Consider the following 17,092-nt stretch of genomic DNA (forward strand, 5'->3'; position numbering starts at 1 on the left):
GGCCGCACAGCCAGGGGCAGCGCCATGCGCGGCGGGGATCGGCCGGTCTGGAGGGCGCCTGCACGCGTGTGTCTCCCGTTGGACGACTGCGGGGCAAGGACAACGAACGGCAGCGGCCAGCCCGGGACTTCAGGCGGTCGCCTCCGTTGATCGCTGATATTGCTACGAGCAAACACTGTGTGTCAACGATCGTTTCCAGCAAGGAAACGATTGTTCAGAAACGGGGTGTCCGGGTGCTTCCGTCCGGCAAGTGCAACCGCCCCGTCTGGACTGTCCGGGACGAAAGCCGGAAATCGAACGATCGATTGTGGCCAATAAACGATCGTTGAGAATCAGACTGGTTTCTGCTTACCCTGCCCTGCACGCGCGGACGAGCCGCAACAGGCCCCCAGGGAGTACTTCGTTGGAGCCACACACGCCACTGCCCGAAACGCTCCGGCGCCTCAACGAACTCATCAGAGAACGAGGCTTGAACCGATCGGACATCCTCGACACGAAGGCACTGGCAGCCAGGACGGCTCTGCCCGAAAGCACGGTCCACCGGCTACTCAAAGGCGGCACACCGCCGGCGGACACCGTCAACGACCGAGTCTGTTCGCGGATGAAGGTGGTCAGCGCCGACTATCTGGTCCGCACCGGCAAACGCATGTCGGACCTCGCAGCCGAACTGTCCGCACGCTTGGGCATCTCCGACGTCTGGGCGCGCTCTGTCTGCGACGGCAGGAAGACACCCAACATCGAACTCCTGCATCATCTGGTGTCGTTCTTCGGCGTCGACGGCGAGCCGTTCTTCACAGCCGAGGCCGACGTGGCGCTGAACCGGGTGCTGATGCCCCACTTGCGACGGTTGGAGAACCCCGAGCAGGATCCCGTGGCCGCCCTGCTGGATCGATATGGCGTGAAAGGCACGGATCTGCGGATACACGGCTCCCTTTCACGCGACCAGCTGGAGCGCATCCTCGAAGGAGTCCTGCGGTCGGTGCTGCCTAAGGAAGGAGACGCCGGGAGATGAGCACCAAGACGATGAAGTCAATGCTGAGCGCCCTGGGAAGGGAAGCATCGAAATCGCTTCGTCGGCCAGCCGACCCCAAGGTCGTCATGGAGGAGTTCTGCCGCGCCATGGCCATCCTCAAAGGCCGGCCCATAGCGCTCAAATTCAGCGCCTTCCCCTCGGATCTCGGCGTGTCAGGCGTACGCCTGGACTTGGGGGACCGTTCCATCATCGTCGTGGAGGAAGCCACCGCCCCCGAAGCCCAACTAGTCATCCTCGGCCACGAACTGTGGCACGAATGGGAGGGGGACAGAGGCCATCACGTTGCCGGCCTGCCGGCAGCCACCCGCACACTCACCACCGACGAGCATCCCGACGCCGTTCGCAGGGCCGTGGAGGAGATCCTCGACGCGCACGAAGTGCCCCGCGACGCCATCCTCACTGTGGTGGCCAGGGCGGAATCCGCCGCCGATCACGAGGTGGCCGCGGAGACCTTCGGGTTGCTGTTCGGCCGTGATGTACGCACCTGGATGAAGGGACCGCACGCGCAAGGCCCCGTCAGCACGTCAACGGTCGAGGGACGCATCAACCTCTCCCTCCTCAACCGTGACGGACGCATCCTGTGAACCCCCAACTCCACATCCCCTACGTCACCCCCAACGCTCTGCCGTCCGTCGCGCCCTTCCCGATCGGCACCCTCCTGCGGGGCAGGCGCGCCACCACCGCGGACCGCTACGGCCTCGCGCCCGCAAACCCCCGCCTGCCCAAAGCCGGCAAAACATCCACGATGCCCTGCGTTTCCTGGCACGTCCTGGAACCCTTCCGCGCCATCTCGCGGGAGATGTGCAACCCCGACCTCGCCGACACCACCCGCCAACGGGTGACCAGCACGGAAAGAGTCAACGGGCCTATGCCTCTAAACGTCACCACAGACCGGCCCACGGCTGCTGCCGCACTCCACAACTCCGCCATCGTCGGGAACGGGCAGATACGGCGATGAGCCTCAGCAGCTTCCACATCCCCTACACGCTGCCAGCCGTTCTGCTGGTTCTGGCGCTCAGCCTCAAGACGTCCACTTTCGTCCGCGCCTGGAAAGACCCCGACATCCGGGCCACGACCCTGTTGCTGCTGCTGGCCTCTGCGGTGTTCGTGTCGGTGGCGCCCGCGAGCATCCACCGGATCAACACGGTGACGGGCGTGCCGAACATCGCGGCTCCCTGGGTGTACTCGCTCCTGACAGCCTTCTGCGGATCCTGCCTGACGATGGTCATCACCTGGCGGGACGAGCCCTCCCCGCGCCGCCGCGCCAGGATCCGCGGCATCTGGCTGATCTACTTGGGCATCATCGTCGGGCTGTGGGTCACCTTCCTCCTCGCAGACGTCCCCAGCGAGCGCATCTACGACCTGGACACGTACTACGCCAGCGAGCCGTGGATGCGTGAGAACATCCTGCTGTACCTGGGTGCGCACATGGCCTCCGCGCTCGTGGCCGCCTACATGATCTGGAAATGGATCCCCAAGGTCAGCAGCGCCTGGCTCAAAGCCGGGCTCGTCTTCCTCCAGGCCGGTTACGCCTTCGGGCTCGTCTTCGACGTCGCCAAGTTGGTGGCCATAGGCGCGCGCTGGGCCGGGAAGAACCTGGACTGGCTGTCCACCCAGGTGGCGCCGCCTTTCGCGGTCCTCGATGCCAGTCTCGTCGGCATCGGATTCCTTCTCCCCCAGGTCGGTCCGTTCCTGCAGAAGCGGATCCGTGAACAGGTCGCTTACCGGAGCCTTGCCCCGCTTGCGCGGGCTATCCGATCCGTCGCCCCGTCCGCCGCGCGTGCCCGCCTCGGCAGGTTCGCTCCGCTCGACCTCCGCCTGCTACAGCGCCAACAGCGCATCCATGACGGCCTCTTGCGGCTCGCCCCCTTCCTCGACACCGAACTGCACCGGCGGGCATACGACGAGGCGCGCGCTGCAGGTCATCGCGCCGACTACGCGCGAGGCATCGCTGGAGCCCTTGCCGTATGCGCCGCCGTTGATGCCTTGCGCGAAGCTCGTGACGCCGACCGCGCACTTCCTCCGAAGGACGAAGCCGACCAGGGCACGGAAACCCGGATCGTCACTGGCCTGGACGACCTCGAAGCAATCGCCCGCGCGTTCCACCGGCCGCGCACCGTCGAGACCATCCGGCAGCGGGTGGCCTCCAGTGAAAGTGAAAACAGCCATGTCTGACCCCACCGGCCGGCCCACCGCCGTCGTCATCGGCGCGAGCGCGACGGGCCTGTTCGCTGCCGCCGCGCTCGCCGAGTTCGCCGACGTCACCATCGTCGAGCGGGATCACTTGCCAGACGGCCCCACTGACCGCCGCGGCGTACCCCAGTCCCGGCACGCGCACCTTGTCTGGAGCGGCGGCGTAGCGGCATTCAACGAACTGCTGCCCGGAGTCGTCGACGACATCGTCGCCCGCGGCGGACGCCTGGTCCACATCATGGGCAACATGGTTTCGAGGGCCCCCAACGAGGTCTGGTTCCGGCGCTTCCTGTCCACCCACCACCGCAACCTCGTCTGCTCCCGCAATCTGCTGGACGCGGTCCTACGCGAGCGACTCCTCAAAGACGAACGCGTCACCCTGCGGCAGAACACCACCGCATTGGTGCTGGAGGGCGATGCCACCCGCATCACCGGAGTCCGTGTCCGCAGCGACGGCAACGAACTCACGCTGAAGGCGGACATCGTCATCGACGCCTCCGGCCGTGGCTCCCGCACACCCCAGTGGCTCGAAAACTTCGGACTGCCGAACGTCGCCGAACGCCGGGTCGACGCCGGCGTCGCCTACGCCACCCGCCTCTTCCGCGCCCCCCACAACACTGTGGATGCCGGCTTCCCCCTCATCAACGTCCAGGCCAACCCGGCCAAGGCCCCCGGCCAGGGCGGCATCATCCTGCCCATCGAAGACGGCCAGTGGATCGTCACCCTCTGCGGCACCCGTGGCGGCGAGCCCACCAGCGATCCCGACGCCTTCGTCGACTTCGCACTCGGCCTCAGCGACCCCGTCATCGGCGAACTCCTCAAGGACGCCGAACCGCTCGGCGACGTCGCCACCACCCGCTCCACCGCCAACCACCGCCGGTACTACGAGAAAGCCAAGAACTGGCCCGACGGATTCGTCGTCCTCGGCGACGCCATCGCCAGCTACAACCCCGTGTACGGCCACGGCCTCACCGTCGCCGCACAGTGCGCCCTCGTCGTCCGCGACATCCTGAGAGCTGGGCAAGTCACCGCCGACGGCACCGCCCGCCGCATCCAACGTGCCGTGGCCCGACCCGTCGGCGGCGCCTGGGACCTGGCCGTGGGACAGGACGCCTTCTACCCCGGCGCCACGGACACTCCCCCCTCCGCCGTGGAGCGGCTCCTTGCCCGATTCGTCGACCGCGCCGTAGAGACCGGTGCCGCCAACCCTCGCGCCCTCGGCGCCCTGCTGGACGTGATGAGCCTGGAGAAGCCGGCGACCCGCCTGTTCTCGCCCGACATGCTCATCCCGATGCTCTTCGGCCCGAAAAAGCCACACCTGCAAGGACCGCCGCTGACCGACTCGGAGCGGAAGACCGCCGCTTCCTGACCACCCGCGCAGGCGGGTTCTCGACGAGCGCCCTAAGTCTTCTCCGCTGCTGGCCGTTGATGAGGGTGTAGTGCATGACCGCGTCGGCTACGACCTTCTCGCCGTCGCCGATCGAGTGGAACACCTCAGGCGTTCAGTCGAGGTGGCCGTGGTGATCGGATACGGCGGCCGCGCAGCGCTGGCGCGTGGCCAAGGCTTGATGCACGAGGGACTCCACAGGGGGCTGCGAGTGAAGCCCGCCACCTTACGGTCCCCTGGCTGCGAAGTGGTCAGGTCCATTCGTCCTTCTTCTTCGACAGGTCGACAGCGGTGGCGCCGGCAGTGGACCGCTCGGCGAGGAATGCAGTGACCCGGCTGAGCTGGTGCGCGGCGCGGTCGGTCAGCAGAGCCAGCGGGAGTGCTCCGGCGTTGCCGTGGGCAGCCCGCTCCAGTGCGGGGACGTCCTTGGGGCGGGCCTGGGCGGCGAAGAGGTCGTCGAGATGGGGCCCGCGCAGTTGAATAGGCCCGATGCGGCGTCCGCGCACGTTCATGGAGACGTAGTGCTCGAAGCGCTCCATGGTGGCGACCCGGTCGGGGTTGGGGTTGTCGCCCCACTCTGCGGTGATGGGCGCGATCGCGGACTTTGAGCCGGCGGTGGTGGCCAGCGTGGACGCGTTCTGCACCAGCGACAGCCGCACCGCCGACGGGAGCCGGGCCAGTAGCTGCGTCATGCCGTGGACATGGCACCGGTACTTGCGCAGGTCCTCGAACATGGCGGCGATGGTTTCCGGAGCGGCGCCGGTCAGCGTGATCAGCTCGTCGAAATACGGGCGGAACGGCACCCGTTTCCCTTCGGGTGTGTCACGCCGGGAACGCGCCGCGCGCAGCAGATCGCGGGCGAGGAGCGCGGTCAGGAGACGGTCGGTGGGCCCGCTGCCGCCCGGGCACACCCACACGATCATCTTGGAGTCCATCGCCGCGCGGATGTTGTAGACGCCGACCGCCTGGCCGAGGAAGGCGCGGGTGATGGGGTTGGCGGCGAGGCGGGCGAGCGGGTTGAGGACCACGGCGAACGCGTCGGGCGGCAGGGCCGGGAACACCACCTGCCACCACGAGCGGGTCTCCTCGTCCAGCCAGTTTCCCACCGTGGCGAGCGCTGCCTTGCGGAAGGTGGCATCGGTGAGCAGGACCCGGATGTGGAAAAGCGTGGCCTGGTCCTCGGGGCGTCCCGCCTGGCAGGCCGCCTTGTTGACCGCGACCAGCACGGTGAGCGCGGCCGTGAGGATGGTGAGCGCACGGGGGGCGGTCGCGTCGTCCCAGGCCAGTGCGGAGGCGTACGCGTCGGCAATCGCCTCGACGACCTCGTGCGCCGCCTGGCCCTGGTCCATTCCGAGCGGATTCCATGAGCTGACCCGCGGGTTGGGGCCGAGACCGTTGAGGTCGATCAGCGCGATCCGCGGCATCAGAGACTCGTGTGCCAGGAACGGGGTGGCCCGCGGCCATGAGTCGCGGTGCGGGTCGACGAAGACAAGTCCTCCGCCCGCGTGTGCCCATCCGATCGCCTGCGCCAGAGCCCGCTCCGTCTTGCCGCCGCCCGCCTTGCCGACCCCGACCTCGAACAGGGTCTCCTCGGCGTAGGTAGCGACCAGACGCTCCCTGCCGTCCGGGCCCCGATAGATGCCCTGCAGCAGCAAGTCCGGATCGCCGAACGCGAAGGTCGGCAGGTCACCGGCGAGCACCGGCAGACGGCAGTGCACGGTCGGCGGCTTGAGCAGGCCGGTCAGCTCCTCCAGCCTCACCCAGTTCGCCCGGGGCGGCTGGCAGTGCCCCAGATCCCAGCGGCGCTCGAAGCCGTGCCGGGTGGGCCAGTGGTCGGCACCCACCCGCCACGGCCCCAGCCGCCACCCGCGCATCGCCCACCGCGAGCGGCCACCGAACACATCGAACCCCGCCTGGAGCTGGGCGAGCCGCGCCTGCGCGCGGCCTTCGATGTTCGACGCGCACATCACGAGCAGCTGCACCCGGACCAGGTGGTCGTCCTCGGCGAGCTTGCCCAGCGCCTCGGCCGGCTCCACCCGGCGGGGCACCGGCGGCATCACCAGCCGCCGTCCGGGCCCCGAGCCGGGCCTGTCACTGAGGAGCTGCTGCAGCTGTCCGCCCCAGGAGTCCTCGATGCCGCCGGCGTCCTGCCGCAGCCACCGCGCGGCCCGCTGGGCCTCCCGCCGCTCCGACCGGCGCGCAGCGCTCATCAGCTGCAGACGCCGTGCCCGCAGTGCCCACTTCGGGGCGCGCTGGATGTCGAGCCGTATCTCAGCGAGGTCGCCGAGCTCGGCGCGCAGGTCGGCCACGGCGTCGACGAGCGGCTGGAGCGGGTCGGGGGAGAGCGGCACCTCACGCAGCGGAGAGGTCAGTCTGCCGCGCAGGATGAACTCGGCCCGCACGGTGTGCGTCCGGGGTTCGTCGACGATCGGCCGGGCCCGGTTGACGGCAACGTCCGGCCCGAACGGAGTGATGGACAGCAGCCGTTCACCGCCGGCGGGGCCCTCGATGCGGTAGCGCAGTGGACTGGAGCCGTCCGCGCGCAGCCGGATCTGCACCGCCTTCGACCTTCGCGGCGCCCACCACGGCATGGCGGTTGAGGCGCGGGCGAGCTGGACGCCGCGCCGGAAGATCTCCTCCAGGCCGGGGTCGAAGTGCCGGTTGGAGACGAGCTCCAGGGCCATCCGCTCGGCCGAGGCGCGCGCGGCGAGACGCCGTACCACCATCTCGCCCACACGCCAGATCGCGGCGATGACCAGGGCGAGCAGGTACCAGTGGTCGTAGAGCCAGTCAGCGGCGTTGACCAGGCGGGTGAGCAGGCCGAGTGCCTGACCGGCTGCCGTCTCATCGGCATGGTCGGTCACGTACGGGGCTGCGGAGTCCACGTCGTTGCTCCCTTCGTCGAAGTGCGGGTGAAGTACCAGTCGGTGATGCGCCGGTCGGTGTAGGTGCCGCCGCGGTCCGTGCCCGCCCACACCAGGTGCACCACCGCCTTGTCAGGGCTGCCGTCGCTGCGGGCGATGGCGGCCTGGATGCGGAAGCGGGCGGTGGCGAACGCCGGTGAGATCGCCTGGTCCGGGTCGCCGAAGAGCGCGGGCCACGTGGTGCGGCCGATCCCGGTGGCGTCCGCCCGCAGAATGCCCCGGCCGGCCGCGAGGAGCGTGTGCTCGTCGGCGGCGGAAAGGTCGGCAGGCCAGGCGTTCTCAAGTGACTTCTGGATCGCCGCATCGCCGGCAATGCCCTCGCCGTGCGGCGGCAGCGCGGACGCGCCGATCGGCTCCGCCGTCGCGGTGGCAGCCGTGGCCGACGCGGGCGCCCCGGTCTGCGGAGAGCGGCCGCTGGGAGCGGCTGCCGAGGGAACCGATGTGGAGTCAGTTGCCCTCGGTGCCACCGAGGAAGCCGGGCCGCTTGGCGCATGCGGCATCGTCAGCAGGACCACCCCGGCCACAACCAAGAACACGGTGGCGATCAGCAGCAGGCGCGGCGAACGGGTTGGAGAGGTGGTCATAGCAGCCGGGCCCCTCCCGCGTATCCCGACATCGCGTTGACCGCGTCCAGGCGGACAACGGTGCCCGGGCGGGCGGCGTTGACCATCTGTCCGCTGCCCAGGTAGATCCCGACGTGATAGATCGTCGCGTCGCGGCCGGGGGCATCGGCGTAGAAGACCAGGTCGCCGGGCTTGAGCGCGCCGGTGCCGAGACTGGCGGGGATCCGCTGACCGACTCCGGCCTGGGAGGCCGCAGTGCGCGGCAGCTGGATGCCGACCTTGGCGTAGGCGTACACCGTCAGCCCCGAGCAGTCGAAGCCCTTGATGGTCGCGCCGCTCGAACCGCCGGGCGAGCAGCAGATGCCGTACGACTTGCCACCCGCGTTGCCACCGCCCCAGGAGTAGGGGACACCCCGCTGGGAGAGCGCCGTCTCGATGACGGTGCGGACCTTCCCGGACACGTTCTTCAGGTCCGGGTCCTCGGCGGCCGCCGTGTACTGGTCGATCCACCCGAGCACGTTGGCGACGTACTCATCGGAGTGGTTGTACTGCAGGATCGCCGCCTCGAGTTGGGAGCGCCCGGTCAGGTCACGGCCGTTGCCGCACAGGTAGATCGCGGCGCCGAGCGCGGCGTCGTCGGCGTTGTGCGGGTCGGCGACCTGGTCCCCGTTCGCGTCCTCGCCCACGCCTTCCCAGGTGGAGGGCAGGAACTGGAAGGGACCGACGGCGCGCTCCCCGCTGGCGCTGCCGTCCCACTTGCCGCCGTCGGTGTCCGGGAAGACGGTGGTGTTGCCACCGGCCCCGGAACCGTTGAGGAGCACCCCGTAGATCTTCGGGCGGATGTCGCCGTTGTCGGCGATGTTGCGGCCCACCGCGTGGTTGGACTCGACCTTGGCGATTCCGGCGAGGACGGGCCAGCGCATGCCCTGGCATGTCGGCACATGCTTTCCGACCTGCTGGACGGCCTTCTTGTAGGCGGTCAGCATCCGCGGCGGGATGTCTGCGGCGCTGCCGCCCTCGGCGATCCCGCCGTCGTCCTGGGCACCAGTCTTCAGCGCGACGTAGGCACTGATCGCGTTCCCGGCCGGCGCGGCACAGCACACAGCGGCGAACATCAGCAGCGCCACCACGCATCCCCACCGCCGGACGCGGCGTCCAGGAGTCGTCACCCCTCATCACCGTCCTCGTTCCCCCACCGGTCCCGCACCTGGCGCAGGCGGTTGAGCCGGTCGGTGTCGGGCGCGTTTTGCTGCATCAGCTCCCGCACCCGGGCCCGCGCCTCGTCCCGCGGGTTGCGCGCGCTCCCGCCCTCGGGGCGAACGGGCCTGTCGAGATCGGATCGAGGCTGCGGAGTCGGGCCGTTGGGGCGCGGGAGCGGTGCCGGGGGCGGAGGTGTCGTGGGACCGCCCGCAGACGTAGTGCGCCGCGTGGGAGCGGGTGCGGGACGGGCTGCGGGCCGTGGGGCGGCAGCCGGTGTGGCTGCGGTCGGCAGTCGGCGGCCGGCGAACGGCCCTGGTCCGCCGCTGTCGCTGTTCTCCCGGATGACCCGGGACTCATGACGCCTTGTGTCGCCCCAGGCCCGGCCGTCCTCGCGGACGGTGTTGCCCCACACCTGCACCTGCTGGCGGGCGTCCTGGGCGTAGCGCGAGCCTCCCGACCGGGCCCGGCGGACGCTTTCCGGCAGACCGACCGTGGCCCCGTAGGCGGTGCGGCCGCCGCGGTTGAGGAGGCGGTAGCCGCGGTAGCGGACGAGCCGGTTGTGGGCGCGGGTGGACAGCAGAGTGCGGTCGGTGTTCTGGTCGTGCAGCACCTGGCCGGAGTCGCGGTCGACGACCTGGCCGTCCTCGTTGCGATAGCGGTCGGGCGGGCCGCCAGGCCGACGCGGCCCCGCACCGCCGGAACCACCGTCGCCTCCATCCGACGGGCCGCCCATGTCCGGGTCCCCGTCGGCGGTGGGCTTGCGCCACTTGGCCAACTGCTCCTTGTCCGGCCGACGGCCGATCAGCAGCCAGTGCGCACCCTTCCCGCCGAGCCGGGCACCCAGCCCGCCCACGGCCGCAGCCGCGGTGAGCGGAGCGAGACCACGTCCGGCCTCGGCAGTGGCATCGGCGAGTACACCGCCGGTGTCCACCGGCATCCCCGCACCGTCGACCAGGGAGGCGAGCGCGCCCATCAGCCGCATCCGGGTGCCAAGCATCCCGTACCGGCCGCCGCCACCGCCCGTGAAGGCACGCAGTCCGCCGCCGTAACCACCCATCGCAGCGGGGGAGTTCATCGCGAGGGCGGCGCCGAGCTCGGAGGTGTCACCGGGCATGTGGGTGCCGCCGACCTTGGCGTAGCGCATCCGCATGGCCATGCGCTGGCCGAACGAGGTGATCCCGGTCAGCATTCTGCGGTGCCCGGCAGCGCCGGCGATGGCCAGCACGTCGATCAGCAGGATCCGCTCCACCATCAAATCCGGGCCGTTGGTGATGGTGGCGTCGATGGCGATGCCGAAGAACGGAACGAACGCGCAGATCCCGACCAGCGCGAGCATCGCGATCCCCCACAGGGACAGCCACTTCCACACCGACTGGCGGGCAGGGCCGGGCAGCATGCCGGCGATGAACGTGATGCCGCCGGCGGCTGCGGCCGCCGCGCAGACGCCCTGGGTGCCGAGCAGCACGATCGCGGAGGACAGCAGCATGCCGCAGATGAACAGGGCGGCGATCAACAGGAGGGCGCCGCCGCCGACCCGCCACCAGGTCGGCTTCTGCGCGTAGGCGGCGGACGCTTCACCGACCGGCCCGGCCTTCTTCATGGCCTGCAGGAAGAGGTCGAATTCCTGGTCCTCATCGGTGACGATGGCGTTCGTGGCGTCCAGCAGCGCACTGCCGGGGGTGAGCCCCGGCAAGCCGTCTGGGACGTCGTAGTCGGCGCCCTTACCCTCGCAGTACTCCTTGGCCGGACCGTAGACCAGGCTGCAGGCGTCCGACCGGTCCTCCGGGGTTTGTGCTTCGGCCTTGAAGCCACCGGTGATCCACTTCACGTGGACTGCGTATGCCTTGCTGTCGGACTCCTTGGCCGGGTCGAGGATGCGCCCGTACTGCAGCAGCATGTACGGCTTCACGATCAGCGCGTTGGTGATCGAGTCCTGGAGCGGGCGTGCCACGTCGGTGGAGGAGACGGGGGCTTCGGCCTCCTGCTCCAGGCACTTGAGTTCCGCGTTGCCGGCCATGCCTTCGCACGGGCCCAGGCTGGCGAGCTTGCCGCCCCAGTTGTAGGAGTTGACGCTCTCCTTGGCGACCTCGGCGGCCACTTGCTGGGTCTGCCCCAGCGGGCCGTCCTGGGTGAGCAGGTAGTCGGGGCGGACGAACGCGGACGCGGCGAACGCCGCGATCAGCAGGGTCAGGAAGATCTCGCCCAGCCCGCGGCCGACCCGTCCCCGCACAATCATGAATCCTGCGAAGACGAACGCCCAGGCCAGCAGCAGCCCTTTCAACCCGAGGGTGTCGACGACCACGTTGTTGTAGGCGTCGGCGACCCTCTGCGCTGGATTGACGAGGATCTTCAGCAGCGGGAACCGGAAGGCGACCTCGATCGACCAGCCTGCCAGCCCGACCAGCAGCCGGATCAGAGTGAACAGGCCGGACAGTATGAAGGCGAGGGTCTGCGTCTTGAAAGCGAAAATGGAGCCGCCCGCGGCGCTCAGCTCATAGCCGTTGATCGGCACCCCCTCGGAGGAGGTGATATTCAGCGGTGCGAGCAGGTCACCGGTCTCACTGTCACTGCTCGCCGCATACACGACCTGGCTGTTCACCAGGACGAACACACCGGTGAGCAGCACGACGAAGCCGGCCGAGCGCAGGGTCGCGCGGTCTGGACGCCACATGTCAGCGCCGCCTCTGCCCAGCGACACTGCGCCGCCGCCACACCACGAGGGCGGCCAGACCCGCACAGGCCGGCACCAGCCGCCACGCCGCACCGGCAATGCCCGGATGCTCGGCAGGGGCGGAGGCGGTCGTCGTGGTGCCGCGCTCGCAGTAGTCCTTGGCCGGGCCCACGATCAGCGCGCACGGATCCCGGTCCGTGGGGCGGGCTTCGGCGGCGAAGGTCTGCCCCGCGTGCGGCCACCAACCCTCCGGGACATTCGCTCCGACGGTCAGGACGAGCACGCCAAGGACAACGGCGATCACGGTGAGGACACTCGCGGCCGCGGCCAGGCGCCGGGAGCGATCCCAGGAAGATGAGGTCATCAGACGTGTTCCTTCGGACGGGTCCCCGTGGTCTCACCGGCGAGCGGCTCAGGCACGGAAGGCGAGGCAGCGCTCGTGCGGCGTCCGGGAGTGGTGGTGATGGACGTGCTGATGCGCGGGATACGGGGGATGGAGACCTTGACCCGGCCGGTGTTTTGCCGCGGACAGGTCAGCAGGAACTCGCCCTGGCGGCCCTTGCGGCCGACGGGGGACAGGCCGGTGGTCACCAGCCGCAGCAGCTCCGGGTCGTTCGCATCGAGACCGACGAACTCCAGGCCGCGGCGGGCGCGTTCACGGTCGGTAGTGCGGGCGAGCGCGCGGTAGGCCATCAGGCCGCGGTCGGGGCCGAGTTCGGCGGCGTCGTGGGATCCGGCGAGGAGCCCGGCGCCGTGCTTGCGGCCGTCGTGGAGGATCTCGTGGACCAGGGCGGTGCCCTCGGCCGACGAAGTCAGCCAGTACAGCTCGTCCAGGACGACCGAGGTGAACCGCTCGGGGTCCTCGAACGCGGTCTGCCGGGCGATCGCCGCGATCAGATACAGCACGGCACGGCCGATCAGCGCCTCCAGCGGCTGCTGATGCAGGATCTCCGGATTGCTGAACGCGGCCTTCGGCGGCAGCTTCAGACCAGCCGTCGTGATCACAATCATGTCGGAGGCGCTGGAGGCGTCCAGCTTCACCGGCGGCAGCCTGGGGTCGAACACCATGGCCGCCAGGGAGTTGCTGGCGACGACCCGGATGAGGCCGGCGAGGGTGGCGGCCGCGTCCTGCCGCTTGCCCGCCTCGCTCGTGGCCATTTCCTCCAGGACCTGGAGTACGCGGTGCATGGACGGCTGCTCGCCGGCGGCGGCCTGCTCGACGGCGTGGTGCAGGACCTCGCCGTTGGTGCTCATCGGGCCGATGCCGAGCTGCAGGGTGAGGTAGGACAGGGCGTAATGACGGCCTTCGGGTCCGTCAAACATCCGCAGCGGATCGATGGACACCTCGGCCTCAGCGGCGTCGATGATCTGGACGCGTCCCTTGGCCGCGGTGCGGGCGAAGGTGGCCCACTCGCGTACCGGGGTGCGGTCGATGCAGATCGCGCAGCCGCCGCGCGCCCACACCGCCTCCGCGATCAGCTTCTGCAGGACGCTCTTGCCCGCACCCAGGTCCCCGACGATGCCCATCGACGCCGAAGCGTCCACCTTGGGCGCATCGGCGACGTTGATCATCACGGGGCGGGTGGTTCCACTGTCCAGGTCGAGGCCGAGGAACATCCCGTTGGGGTCGCCGACCTCGGAGGCGGTGAACGCCCCGCCCAGCGCCCAGTCTTCGGAGACCTGATGCTGGGTGAACTCCCGCACCAGGCCCGGCCGCATGGTGCCGGGCAGCCCCAGAGTGAACAGGGCCTCCTGCAAGCCGGCTGGGCGAACAGCCCGGTAGTCGGCGCCGCCCAGCAGCGCGGCCAGTGCGCGGGCGCGGGCGTCGCAGACGCCGGCGGTCGGCCCCCACACCGTCAGCACGGTCACGGACTGCACCTCGACCTCCACGCTGGTGCGTGAGAGGCGGGCGTCGAGTTCGCCAAGGTCGCGGGCGGCCTCGGACAGGGAGGCGGGCATGCCGGTGGGGCGGGCGTCGTACTGGTCGGCCTGGTCGATCAACTCGTTCTTCTTGCGCCGCACCTGGTCGCGGGCCTTCTCCGCGGGCACGAGGGTGAGGTCGACGGTGTAGTCGACGGGGAAGTCGAGCATCTCCAGTTGGGCGAACAGGTCGGCGGCGTCCTGGCTGACGGCGGGCGGGCACTCGGCCAGCGCCAACTGAGCCTGGTAGCCCACCCCGGCGTCGGATTCGACCTGCAGCCAGCGCCGCCCGAGTGGCGAGCCGGTGTTCAGCCGCCACCAGGCTGTGCGGCCGGACCGGGTGATCCGGCCCGCGCTCTTGAGTTCGTCGACGTCGTCGAGGTCGGGGTCGATGCCGCCTTCCTGCAGGCGGACCTGGCCGAGGTCGGCGTAGCTGGGGGAGCGCAGCACCCCGTCACGCAGGTGCCCGCCGTACAGGTTGCTGGCTTCGGCTTCCGTCAGCAGCGGCTCGGCAAGGCCGCGGTGCAGGGCGTGCTGGATCATCCACACGATCTCGGCTGGGCGTGCCGGGCGGAAGGCGATCCCGCCGGCGAGCGCGGCCTCCACCCGGGCAGCCTGCTCCCGGTAGCCGGTCACCTCGCGCCGGGCCACCGGCACCGCGCGCATGCCCAGCACCGGAGACAGCTCCGCCCACGCCGCCCCGAGGGACGCCGACACCTGCAGACCGGCCGTCTCGGCCTGCAGCGGAACCGCCAGCCACAAGGTGCGGCGGTGCATCTCCTGACCGTCCAGCAGATCCAGCGTGGCTTCGACGTTCTCCACCCACGGATGCGGGCCGTCATCCGGTGACGTGTCAGCGGGCTCGATGCCCTCGATCATCCGTAGAGCGATCTCGCCCGGATCGACCTGCGCACACAGCCCGAACAGCCGCGGCGCCCCGGACAACGACCGCACCAAATGTGTGATCTTGGCGAGCTGTTCGTCGCGGACCGCGGCGGGCACATAGGTGCCCTGGACGGTCTCCTCGGACTGTCCCTGTGCGTCCGGGCCCGGGTGAAGGCGGTAGAGGGCCCACACGCTGCCCTGCGTCGACCACACCAGGTGCCCGGCGATGTGACGGATCGGCACCCTCATCGCGCACCCCCGCTTTGCTCGGCGAGCGCGAGCAGCTGCTGCACACCCGACACCGGTCCCACCGGCACTGCGGGAGCAGCCGGCTGCGCGCGGCGGCCCCTGGGCGGGCGGCCCGCGGCCGGGTTCGTGCCCGGTCTCCGCACGGCATGCCGCCGGGCTGCACGGGACGGTCCGGCCGCCGTAACAGGGCCGGGCTGGGGTGCGTCCTCGATCGTGAAGCCGCCGAGCAGCGGGTGGGGAGCGCGGTCGCGGGCGGCCCGCCCGCCGATCCGCCCTCCGCGGGGCTGCCAGCCGAGCAGCATCCAGCCCAGCGCCGCCTGCATCGGGGCACGGCCCCGGATCTTCGGGCGGCGGACCGCCCAGATGGTCAGCAGCCAGGCCGCGATCGGGACCGGCCCCATCCACGACCACCAGCCGATGCTCTTGACCAGAAGGAACCCGCCGCCGACGGCGACCGCGATCTGCGCCGGCGTGTACGGGCCGAGCGGGATCTTCCAGTCCGCGACTTTCCCCAGCACCCAGGGGTGACGGCGGGCCGAGGTGTAGAAGCGCCCCACCCGCCCGGCCGTGGCCGCGCTCACAGCCGGCCTCCCGCGTCGGCGGAGTGCTCGCGTGCGACCGGATCAGTACCGTGCACGATGCCGGGGACAGCGGGCGCGCCGTTGGCAGGGTTCTTGACCTCGTCCTCGAACATGTCGGAGAGGTCCTCGCGGGAGTTGTACAGCCCCAACGCGATGATCATCAGGAGCAGGGCGCCGATCCCCGCCTTGAGGCTAAACTTTTGGATCATGATGACGACCACGAGGACGAGCAGGCCGGCCTGCAGACCCTTGGTCGCCCAGTCCTTGAACATGTTGATCCACGAGTCGCCGAGGTCGTCCAGCTGCCCGGCGAGCATCAGGCTGTTCACGGTGTTCACCGGACACCCCCGTCCTGGACTGTGCCGGACTCAAGCGCCGAGACTTCCCACCGGCCCGAGCGGGCCGTGAGCGCGAGTTCGTAGCCCAGCGGCCACCGCCCGCCGACGTCCCGGGCTTCCACCTGTGCGAGGACGCGGACCTTGGTGCCGTCGGCCGGCACCTGCTCGGCGGCCGCGGCCTCCTCGACGGCGGACACCTGCTGCACGGTGACGGCCGTGTACGGGGCGGGGGAAACCGCGGTGAGCTGTACTCCGGGTGCGAGGTAGCGGCTCACCTCTCCGGCACCGGTCAGGTAGGCGGCGAGGAACTCCCCGACCGCGGACGTCAGATCTCCCTCGGGAACGGTCACGCCGTACGGCGACGTCGGCACCCCGGCCTGGGCCGGGCCGGCCACCACGCCCGGTGCACCGGTCACCGCGAACGAGGCACCTGCGCGGTCGGCGGTCACCGGCACGGCGTAGTACCGCAACCGTCCGTCGGCGTACTGCGCAGCCACCGTCACCGACCACGCACCGTCCGCGCGCTGCGCACTGCGCACCGCCGTCAGGGACTGAGGCAGCGACTGCGCACCCGCGGCCGGGTCGGGTAGTTCGACGCCTGGCGCCATCGACTGCGCAAGACGGGCCTGCGCAGTCGAGGCGTCGTCCGCGCTGCTGCGCAACCAGGTGCTGACGAACGACTGCGCATAGCCTGCCGGGTCGGCGGCCACCGCCGTGGTGCGCATGGCGGTGGGCTTGGTCTCGGTGGCCGCCTCGACCGTGGTCGGGGTAGAGGTGATGGCGACGCCCAGGGCGATCGGGCCGGCCGCGATGACGGTCCAGACCGCCAGGCGCGAAAGACGGACACGTCGCCGCATCGACTCCAGCCGGGCGCTGGCCGCCATCGGAGCAGCGGCCTCGTTCTCGGAAACCTGTTTGCCAGGGGACATGGTCAAACTCCCAGGTCAGTACGGATGTTGCTGACCTTGAGGAAACCCGCCGACCTCGACCCGACCGCCGACCACGAACCCCCGACCACGGTCACGATGGAGACACGAACTCCGTGGTCGGGGGGGGGGGGGGGCCCCCCCCGCCCCCCCCCCCCGGCCCCCCCCCCCGAGGCCCCCCCCCAGAGGGGGCGGCCCCCGCGCCCCCGCCGCGGCTTGAGG

Annotated in this window: 14 protein-coding genes; 5 read left to right on the plus strand and 9 right to left on the minus strand. The window is 70.3% G+C overall.

The window, feature by feature from the left end:
* The first annotated feature begins 469 nt into the window (after nt 1-469).
* Genes ACFYPC_RS35425 through ACFYPC_RS35445 form a run of 5 tightly spaced genes read left to right on the plus strand, consistent with a single transcriptional unit; the run spans nt 470 to nt 4,595 of the window.
* Nucleotides 470-1,012 (plus strand): hypothetical protein, encoded by a 543-nt coding sequence (locus ACFYPC_RS35425; protein ID WP_391891441.1) that lies wholly within the window; start codon nt 470-472, stop codon nt 1,010-1,012.
* Nucleotides 1,009-1,617 carry a toxin gene (locus tag ACFYPC_RS35430; protein WP_391891442.1) on the plus strand — a complete coding sequence of 203 codons (609 nt, stop codon included), beginning with the start codon at nt 1,009-1,011 and terminating at the stop codon, nt 1,615-1,617. The genes ACFYPC_RS35425 and ACFYPC_RS35430 overlap by 4 nt, the downstream gene beginning before the upstream one ends.
* Complete coding sequence (locus ACFYPC_RS35435) at nt 1,614-1,991, plus strand: hypothetical protein (RefSeq protein ID WP_391891443.1); 378 nt, start codon at nt 1,614-1,616, stop codon at nt 1,989-1,991. The genes ACFYPC_RS35430 and ACFYPC_RS35435 overlap by 4 nt, the downstream gene beginning before the upstream one ends.
* Entirely contained in the window at nt 1,988-3,208 is a 1,221-nt protein-coding gene (locus ACFYPC_RS35440) for an MAB_1171c family putative transporter (protein ID WP_391891444.1), read from the plus strand. The genes ACFYPC_RS35435 and ACFYPC_RS35440 overlap by 4 nt, the downstream gene beginning before the upstream one ends.
* Complete coding sequence (locus tag ACFYPC_RS35445; protein WP_391891445.1) at nt 3,201-4,595, plus strand: NAD(P)/FAD-dependent oxidoreductase; 1,395 nt, start codon at nt 3,201-3,203, stop codon at nt 4,593-4,595. Before ACFYPC_RS35440 ends, ACFYPC_RS35445 begins: the two co-directional genes overlap by 8 nt.
* Nucleotides 4,596-4,864: 269 nt before the next feature.
* Here the strand turns inward: ACFYPC_RS35445 and ACFYPC_RS35450 are convergent, their stop codons facing one another.
* From ACFYPC_RS35450 to ACFYPC_RS35490, 9 genes are read right to left on the minus strand one after another with little or no spacing between them, the layout of a single operon-like run.
* Nucleotides 4,865-7,498: an ATP/GTP-binding protein gene (locus ACFYPC_RS35450; RefSeq protein WP_391891446.1), complete on the minus strand. Its 2,634-nt coding sequence runs from the start codon at nt 7,496-7,498 to the stop codon at nt 4,865-4,867.
* Nucleotides 7,474-8,121, minus strand: coding sequence for a hypothetical protein (locus ACFYPC_RS35455; protein ID WP_391891447.1), 648 nt, complete (start codon nt 8,119-8,121; stop codon nt 7,474-7,476). The genes ACFYPC_RS35450 and ACFYPC_RS35455 overlap by 25 nt, the downstream gene beginning before the upstream one ends.
* Nucleotides 8,118-9,269 carry a C40 family peptidase gene (locus ACFYPC_RS35460; RefSeq protein ID WP_391891448.1) on the minus strand — a complete coding sequence of 384 codons (1,152 nt, stop codon included), beginning with the start codon at nt 9,267-9,269 and terminating at the stop codon, nt 8,118-8,120. The genes ACFYPC_RS35455 and ACFYPC_RS35460 overlap by 4 nt, the downstream gene beginning before the upstream one ends.
* A complete protein-coding gene (locus ACFYPC_RS35465) occupies nt 9,266-11,971 on the minus strand; it encodes a hypothetical protein (protein ID WP_391891449.1) in 2,706 nt (901 codons plus the stop codon). Before ACFYPC_RS35465 ends, ACFYPC_RS35460 begins: the two co-directional genes overlap by 4 nt.
* 1 nt (nt 11,972) lies before the next feature.
* Nucleotides 11,973-12,335 carry a hypothetical protein gene (locus tag ACFYPC_RS35470; protein ID WP_391891450.1) on the minus strand — a complete coding sequence of 121 codons (363 nt, stop codon included), beginning with the start codon at nt 12,333-12,335 and terminating at the stop codon, nt 11,973-11,975.
* Nucleotides 12,335-15,025, minus strand: a complete 2,691-nt coding sequence (locus tag ACFYPC_RS35475) for an ATP-binding protein (protein ID WP_391891451.1) — start codon at nt 15,023-15,025, stop codon at nt 12,335-12,337. The genes ACFYPC_RS35470 and ACFYPC_RS35475 overlap by 1 nt, the downstream gene beginning before the upstream one ends.
* The gene (locus ACFYPC_RS35480) at nt 15,022-15,606 is read right to left on the minus strand and encodes a hypothetical protein (protein WP_391891452.1); all 585 of its coding nucleotides are present in this window, start codon (nt 15,604-15,606) and stop codon (nt 15,022-15,024) included. Before ACFYPC_RS35480 ends, ACFYPC_RS35475 begins: the two co-directional genes overlap by 4 nt.
* Nucleotides 15,603-15,944: a hypothetical protein gene (locus ACFYPC_RS35485; protein ID WP_391891453.1), complete on the minus strand. Its 342-nt coding sequence runs from the start codon at nt 15,942-15,944 to the stop codon at nt 15,603-15,605. Before ACFYPC_RS35485 ends, ACFYPC_RS35480 begins: the two co-directional genes overlap by 4 nt.
* Nucleotides 15,941-16,873, minus strand: a complete 933-nt coding sequence (locus ACFYPC_RS35490; RefSeq protein ID WP_391891454.1) for a conjugal transfer protein — start codon at nt 16,871-16,873, stop codon at nt 15,941-15,943. The genes ACFYPC_RS35485 and ACFYPC_RS35490 overlap by 4 nt, the downstream gene beginning before the upstream one ends.
* Between the last annotated feature and the right edge of the window lie 219 nt (nt 16,874-17,092).

Source organism: Streptomyces sp. NPDC005808, from assembly GCF_042871385.1.
Taxonomy (GTDB): Bacteria; Actinomycetota; Actinomycetes; order Streptomycetales; family Streptomycetaceae; genus Streptomyces.

Coding starts and splice junctions, on each gene's coding strand:
- ACFYPC_RS35430 (WP_391891442.1), top strand. CDS start 1,009: ATGAGCACCAAGACGATGAAGTCAATGCTGAGCGCCCTGGGAAGGGAA.
- ACFYPC_RS35440 (WP_391891444.1), top strand. CDS start 1,988: ATGAGCCTCAGCAGCTTCCACATCCCCTACACGCTGCCAGCCGTTCTG.
- ACFYPC_RS35445 (WP_391891445.1), top strand. CDS start 3,201: ATGTCTGACCCCACCGGCCGGCCCACCGCCGTCGTCATCGGCGCGAGC.
- ACFYPC_RS35455 (WP_391891447.1), bottom strand. CDS start 8,121: ATGACCACCTCTCCAACCCGTTCGCCGCGCCTGCTGCTGATCGCCACC.
- ACFYPC_RS35465 (WP_391891449.1), bottom strand. CDS start 11,971: ATGTGGCGTCCAGACCGCGCGACCCTGCGCTCGGCCGGCTTCGTCGTG.
- ACFYPC_RS35470 (WP_391891450.1), bottom strand. CDS start 12,335: ATGACCTCATCTTCCTGGGATCGCTCCCGGCGCCTGGCCGCGGCCGCG.
- ACFYPC_RS35475 (WP_391891451.1), bottom strand. CDS start 15,025: ATGAGGGTGCCGATCCGTCACATCGCCGGGCACCTGGTGTGGTCGACG.
- ACFYPC_RS35490 (WP_391891454.1), bottom strand. CDS start 16,873: ATGTCCCCTGGCAAACAGGTTTCCGAGAACGAGGCCGCTGCTCCGATG.